At 75.8% G+C, this 5,323-nt stretch carries 5 protein-coding genes and 1 pseudogene; all 6 read right to left on the bottom strand.

What is annotated here, in order from left to right; all coding sequences use genetic code 11:
* Window positions 1–426 (bottom strand): annotated as a pseudogene (locus AB0O00_RS28470) (ornithine cyclodeaminase family protein); the annotation flags it as partial.
* A gap of 116 nt (window positions 427–542) precedes the next feature.
* Window positions 543–1,571: a proline racemase family protein gene (locus tag AB0O00_RS28465; protein ID WP_363656519.1), complete on the bottom strand. Its 1,029-nt coding sequence runs from the start codon at window positions 1,569–1,571 to the stop codon at window positions 543–545.
* On the bottom strand, window positions 1,571–2,944 hold the full coding sequence (locus AB0O00_RS28460; protein ID WP_363656517.1) for an aldehyde dehydrogenase family protein: 1,374 nt from the start codon (window positions 2,942–2,944) through the stop codon (window positions 1,571–1,573). Before AB0O00_RS28460 ends, AB0O00_RS28465 begins: the two co-directional genes overlap by 1 nt.
* A 56-nt stretch (window positions 2,945–3,000) precedes the next feature.
* Window positions 3,001–4,005: a proline racemase family protein gene (locus tag AB0O00_RS28455; protein ID WP_363656515.1), complete on the bottom strand. Its 1,005-nt coding sequence runs from the start codon at window positions 4,003–4,005 to the stop codon at window positions 3,001–3,003.
* Window positions 4,006–4,072: 67 nt separating this feature from the next.
* Window positions 4,073–4,981, bottom strand: a complete 909-nt coding sequence (locus tag AB0O00_RS28450) for a dihydrodipicolinate synthase family protein (protein WP_363656513.1) — start codon at window positions 4,979–4,981, stop codon at window positions 4,073–4,075.
* A 91-nt stretch (window positions 4,982–5,072) separates the two neighbouring features.
* On the bottom strand, window positions 5,073–5,323 hold a 251-nt coding region (locus AB0O00_RS28445), incomplete at its 5' end, for a (2Fe-2S)-binding protein (RefSeq protein WP_363656511.1).

Genomic DNA, 5,323 nt, shown 5'->3' with positions numbered 1-5,323 from the left:
GTACGCGGCCAAGGCCTGCGCGGGCCCGGCACTGCGCGCCACCACGGTGAGCCGGGTCAGCGGCCGGATCCCGAGCAGCGCGTCGAGGTGCCCGTACGCCTGCGGCCCGGCGCCGAACAGCACGAGGTGCGCGGCGTCCGGCGGGGCGAGCCGCCGCAGGGCGACGGCGGTGACGGCGGGCGTGCGCAGCGCGGTGAGCGCGGCGCCGTCGAGCAGCGCGACGGGCTGGAGGGTGGGCCCGTCGAGCAGGAGGTAGCTGCCGGTGATCCGGGGCAGGCCGCGGCCGGGGTTGGCGGGCGCGACGCCGGCGATCTTGACGCCCGCGTACCGCCCGGCGGCGGCCGGCATCATCAGCAGCTCGCCCGCCGGGACGGGCACGGCGCTGCGGACGGGCGCCGCCTCGGGATCGAGCCCGTCGAGCAGCATCCGCTCGATCGCGTCGGCGGCCCGGGCGGGCGTGACGCCGCCGGCACCCGGCACGGCGTACTGGAGCGGCTCAGCCGCCGCACCGGGCGGTACGTAGGAACTCGCGTCAGAAGAAGTCACAGGAGGAACCCTGCCCCAAGCCCGTCCCCTTCCTCCAGCACGAATCCGTGCTCCCCGGTCCGGTGCGCCGCCCCCGTCACCTCCGTGACGACGCCTTCGCCCAGCGGTTCCCCGCCCGGCAGCACCCGCCCGCGGAACACCGTCCCGATGACCGACTCGTGCCGCAGCTCATCCCCCGGCGCGATCCGCCCCTGCGCCGCGAGCACCGCGAGCCGGGCGGAGGTGCCGGAGCCGCAGGGCGAGCGGTCGATCTGCCCGTCCGCGAAGACGGTGACGTTGCGCTGGCTCAACCCGGGCCCGTCCCAGGGCAGTTCGTCGTACAGCACCACCCCGTAGACGCCCGTCAGCTGCGGGTCCGACGGATGCGCGACCGCCTCCGAGCCCTCCAGCGCCCGCGCGATCTCCCGTCCCGCGGCGGTGAGTTCGGCCAGCCGCGCGGTGTCGACCGACAGCCCCAGCGCCGCCGCCGGCACCGTGACGTAGCAGGCCCCGGAGTGCGCCACCGCGACCTCCACCGTGCCGCGCGAGGTCGCCACCGGCAGCGCCGGCGCGCTCACCCACGACGGCACGTTGCGGAAGGTCACGCCGGTGGTCCGCCCGCCGGCCCGGTGGACCAGCGCCGTGACGCGCCCCGACGGCACGTCGATCCGCACCCGCGCCACGCCGTCCGCGGGGGCCGCGACCAGCCCGGAGTCCACCGCCCACGCGCCGAGCGCGATGGTGCCGTGCCCGCAGGCCGTCGAGTAGCCGTCCTTGTGCCAGAACAGGACGCCCAGGTGTGCCTCGTCGTCGTCCGGCGGCACCAGGAACCCGCCGTACATTCCGGCGTGCCCGCGCGGCTCGCGGCTGAGCAGCCGCCGGACGTCGTCCAGTGCGCTCGGCCGGGGCGCGGTCGCCCGGCCGCCCGCGCCGATCGCGATCGCCCGCCGCTCGGCGACGCTGTCGCCGGGGATCACCGGGGCGCCGTCCAGCACGATCCGGAACGGCTCGCCGGCCGTGTGGTAGTCGACGGTGCGGACGTACATCACGCGCCCCCGCCCGGCCCGGCCGGCAGCACGCTGATCGTGCGCCCGACGGTGTAGAAGTCGAGCGCCGCCTGCCCCTGCTCGCGCTCGCCGTGGCTCGCGCCCTTGGCACCGCCGAACGGCAGGTGGAAGTCGACGCCGCTGGACGGCGCGTTGATCCGGATCATGCCCGCGTCCAGCCGGTCGGCGGCGGCCAGGGCGACGTCCAGGCTGCCGCTGTGCACCGAGGTGGCCAGGCTGTGCGGGGTGTCGTTGGCGAGCACGATCGCCGCGTCCAGGTCGGCCGCGGCGTGCAGCACGGCGACCGGGCCGAAGAACTCCTCGCGCGCCAGCGGGTGTTCGGCGGGCACCCCGGCGAGCAGCGTCGGCTCGACGTACCAGCCGGGCCGCTCGGGCACCCGCCCGCCGGTGAGCACGGTGGCCCCGGCGGCGACGGCCGAGTCGACGGCGCCCGTCAGCCGGTCCCGGGCGGCGGCGTTGACGACGGGCCCGCAGACCGCGTCGTCCGCCGCCTCCAGCGCCTTGACCAGCGCGTCCCGCAGCGGTCCGTATGCCTCGCCGACCGCGATCACCCGGCTGGTGGCGGTGCACTTCTGCCCCGCGTACCCGGCGACGGCGGCGGCGATGTGCCCGGCGGCCTGCGCGATGTCGGCGTCCGGCAGCACCAGCGCGGCGTTCAGCCCGCCGAGTTCGGCCTGCACCGGCACCCCGCGTTCGGTGGCCGCCCGGACGACGGCCCGGCCGACCCCCGTGGAGCCGGTGAACGACACGACGTCCGCCGCGTCGACCAGCGCCGCGCCCTCCTCCGCGCCGCCCGGCAGCACCGCGAACACGTCCTGCGGCAGCCCGGCGAGCGCCACCAGCTCGGCCAGCCGCAGCGCGCACGCCGTCGCCTCGGGGGCGGGCTTGAGCACCACCGCGTTGCCGACCGCCATCGCCGGGGCGGCCTTCCAACTCGGGATCGCCAGCGGGAAGTTCCACGGCGCGATGAGCCCGGCCACCCCGTGCGGCCGCCGCCGGGTGAGCAGCAGCCCGGGCCCGCCCGCGGTCTCGTGCACGGCCCCGGACGGCGCGTACGGCGCCTGCGCGTAGTACCGCCAGATCGCCGCCGTGCGGGCGACCTCGCCGCGCGCCTCGGCGAGCGGCTTGCCGACCTCGCGCACGACCAGCGCGGCGAGTTCCTCCGCGTGCGCCTCGACCGCGTCGGCGATCCGGCCGAGCGCCACCGACCGGGCGCCCGCGCCCGCGGCCAGCCAGCCGGCCTGGGCGCCGCGGGCCCGCGCGACGGCGGCCCGCACGGCCTCGGCGCCGGGCTCCTCGACGGCGACGACGAGGTCCGCGGGGTCGGCGGGGTTGTACGAGGTGATGGTCACGGCAGATCAGCCCTTCGAACGGAACATCACGACAGACTCGGTCACAGCAGGCCCGGTCACAGCAAGAAGCCCGCCGGGAACGGGTCGGTGGGATCGAGGAAGTACTGGGCGGTGCCGGTCACCCAGGCCCGCCCGGTGACGGTCGGCACCACCGCCGGCCGCCCGGCCACCTCGGTCTCCTCGACCAGGCGCCCGACGAAGGTCGTCCCGATGAAGGAGTCGTTACGGAAGTCCCGCCCGAGCGGCAGTTCGCCGCGCGCGTGCAGCTGGGCCATCCGCGCCGAGGTGCCGGTGCCGCACGGCGAGCGGTCGAACCAGCCGGGGTGGATGGCCATCGCGTGCCGCGAGTGCTCGGCGGTCGAGCCGGGGGCGAGCAACTGCACGTGGTGGCAGCTGTGGAAGGACGGGTTCTCCGGGTGCACCGGCCGCTCGGGGCCCGCGTTGATCGCGTCCATCAGGGCCAGCCCGGCGGAGAGGATGTCCTGTTTGCGCTCGCGCTCGAACGGCAGCCCGAACTCGGCGAGCGGCAGGATCGCGTAGAAGTTGCCGCCGTATGCAAGGTCGTAGCTCACCGTCCCGTACCCGGGCACGTCGATCTTGCGGTCGAGCGCGACGGAGTACGAGGCGACGTTGCGGATCGTCACGGCCTTGGCCGCGCCGTCCTCGACGTGCACCTCGGCGACCACGAGCCCGGCCGGGGTGTCCAGCCGCACGGTGGTCACCGGCTCGACGACCGGCACCATCCCGGTCTCCACCAGCACGGTGGCGACGCCGATCGTGCCGTGCCCGCACATCGGCAGCAGCCCGGACACCTCGATGAACAGCACCCCGTAGTCGGCGTCCGGCCGGGTCGGCGGCTGCAGGATCGCGCCGCTCATCGCCGCGTGCCCGCGCGGCTCGTACATCAGCAGCGTGCGAAAGTGGTCCAGGTGCTGCTGGAAGTGCACCCGGCGCTCGGCCATGGTGGCTCCGGGGACGACGCCGAACCCGCCGGTAACGACCCGGGTCGGCATGCCCTCGGTGTGCGAGTCGACGGCGTGGAACACGTGACGGCTGCGCATGAGTCGGAACTCCCCTCGGAGGATGTGGGCCGGCCGCCCCGTCAGCCGGCCTGGTGACGGCTCGTACCTACGCCAGCCCCTCGGCCAGCGCCTTCTCGGTGGCCGCGCGGACGACCGCCTCGGCCTCGGCCCCCAGCGGCCGGCGCGGCGGCCGGACGGGCCCGCCGGGGCGCCCGGCGATGTCCATGGACAGCTTGATGGCCTGGACGAACTCGGTCTTGGAGTCCCAGCGCAGCAGCGGGTGCAGCGCCTTGTAGAGCGGCAGCGCGGTCTCCAGGTCGTGCGCGACGGCGGCCTTGTAGAGCGCCGCCGAGGCCTCCGGCAGCGCGTTCGGGTAGCCGGCGATCCAGCCGACCGCACCGGCCAGCGCGAGCTCCAGCAGCACGTCGTCCGCGCCGATCAGCAGGTCGAGCCCGGGGGCGAGTTCGGCGATCTCGTAGGCCCGGCGGACGTCGCCGCTGAACTCCTTGACCGCGACGATCGAGCCGTCCGCGTGCAGGTCGGCGAGCAGCGCGGGGACGAGGTCGACCTTGGTGTCGATCGGATTGTTGTAGGCGACGACCGGCACGCCCGCTCTGGCCACCTCGGCGTAGTGCGCGCGGACGGAGGCGTGGTCGGCCCGGTAGGCGTTCGGCGGCAGCAGCAGGACGGAGCCGGCGCCCGCCTCCGCGGCCTGCTCGGCCCAGCGGCGCGACTCGGCGCTCCCGTACGCGGCGACGCCGGGCATGACGCGGGCGCCGTCGCCGGCCGCCTCGACGGCCACCTCGACGACGCGGGCGCGCTCGTCGTCGGTGAGGGTCTGGTACTCGCCGAGCGAGCCGTTGGGGACGACGCCGTCGCAGCCGTTGTCGATCAGCCAGCGGACGTGCTCGGCGTAGGCGTCGTAGTCGACGGAGAGGTCCGGGCGCAGCGGGATCGCGGTGGCGACCATGATGCCGCGCCAGGGCCGGGTGGTGTCGTGCGGGGTGTGGGACACGATGATGACTCCTTGGTGAGGTGTGACATTTTATTAGTGGGGACGGGCCGGAGACAAGAGTCCCCGGCCCCCGTGTTCGCCCGGGCGCGGCTCAGTCGCCGGCCGCCAGCTGCGAGAGCGGCACCGGGCAGGCGAACGGCCGCCGGTCCGGGCCCGGCGCGGGCCCCCCGGCAAGGCAGGCCACGGCCGGACCGCACATCCGGCCCTGGCACCACCCCATCCCGGCCCGGGTCAGCAGCTTGACGGTCCGCGGGTCGCCCGCGCCGAGTTCGTCCACCGCCTCCCGGATCGCCGCCACCGGCACCTCCTCGCACCGGCACACGTCGGTGTCCGGGCGCAGCC

It is taken from the genome of Kitasatospora sp. NPDC093558, from assembly GCF_040683475.1.
Taxonomy (GTDB): Bacteria; Actinomycetota; Actinomycetes; order Streptomycetales; family Streptomycetaceae; genus Kitasatospora.
The sequence above is the reverse complement of the archived record's forward strand: the minus strand, read 5'-3'. Positions and strand labels throughout refer to the sequence as shown.

What these genes read in the sequence shown, in the direction of transcription:
- AB0O00_RS28465 (WP_363656519.1), bottom strand. Translation starts at nt 1,571, where the DNA reads ATGTACGTCCGCACCGTCGACTACCACACGGCCGGCGAGCCGTTCCGG.
- AB0O00_RS28455 (WP_363656515.1), bottom strand. Translation starts at nt 4,005, where the DNA reads ATGCGCAGCCGTCACGTGTTCCACGCCGTCGACTCGCACACCGAGGGC.